This window comes from Enterovirga sp. (assembly GCF_035325185.1).
Lineage (GTDB): Bacteria > Pseudomonadota > Alphaproteobacteria > Rhizobiales > Beijerinckiaceae > Enterovirga.
In genome coordinates this window covers 1-951 of sequence record NZ_DAOLAJ010000096.1, presented here as the reverse complement: position 1 = coordinate 951, position 951 = coordinate 1, and the positions used below count along the sequence as shown (strand labels likewise).

The 951-nt window shown below is 74.8% G+C and carries 1 protein-coding gene and 1 pseudogene; both read left to right on the top strand.

Annotated elements, in window-relative coordinates; genetic code table 11:
* Window positions 1–637 (top strand): flagellar basal body-associated FliL family protein (locus PKD06_RS15610; RefSeq protein WP_324381665.1); only part of this gene is annotated, 637 nt, incomplete at its 5' end.
* A gap of 37 nt (window positions 638–674) precedes the next feature.
* Window positions 675–951 (top strand): annotated as a pseudogene (locus PKD06_RS15605) (flagellar biosynthetic protein FliP); the annotation flags it as partial.

Below are 951 nucleotides of genomic sequence, written 5' to 3'. Positions count from 1 at the left end.
GTCCCAGGACGGCCAGCAGGCCGGCGGCGACGCGAAGCCGGGCGCCGGCAAGCCGGCCGCTGTGGCCGAGCCCGCCGGCCTCGACGACGACGCTCCCGACGATGCGCCGGCGCCCGCGCCGGCCGCTGTCGCGGCGAAGCCGGCCGCGCCCGCCGCGGGGAAGGGGGGCGGCCTCGTGGGCCTCCTCCTCGGCGTCGGCATCGTCACCGTCCTCGCCGCCGGCCTCGGCACGATCCTCGGCATGCATACGGCCGCGAGCGTCGAGGAGGCGGTCGCCGAGCGCGCCCGCGCCGCCGCGGCGACGCCCTCGGCCGAGCCCGCCCGCTCGACCACGATGGATGGCGACATGGTCGTCCAGCAGGTCGATGCCGTCGTCACCAATCTCGCCGCGCCCTCGAATGTCTGGATCCGCCTCGAGACCGCCGTCGTCTTCCGCAAGGAGGCGGTCGAGAACCCCTTGGTGCTCGCCGCCGAGATCCGCGAGGACATCCTCGCCTATGCCCGCACCATGACGCTCGCCCAGCTCGAGGGGCCGAGCGCCCTCCAGCACCTTCGCGACGATCTCGTCGAGCGCGCCGCCGTCCGCACCGACGGCCGCGTCTCCGACCTCGTCATCCAGTCGCTCGTCGTGCAATAGGGGAGGCGGCGCTCCCGCCCGATCGGAAGAGACCCGGATGCGCCGCCGCCTCGCCCTTGCCTGGACGCTCTTCGCCGGCCTCGCCCTCGCCGGGCTCTCGACCGCCGCCCATGCCCAGGTCGCCGGCCTCGAGTCGCTCCTCGGCGGCACCGAGGCGACCGCGACCGCCCGCATCGTCCAGCTCGTCGTCCTCGTCACCGTCCTCTCGGTCGCCCCCGGCCTCCTCATCATGGTGACGAGCTTCACCCGCTTCGTCATCGCCTTCTCGTTCCTCCGCTCCGGCCTCGGCCTCCAGAGCACCCCGGCGAACCTCG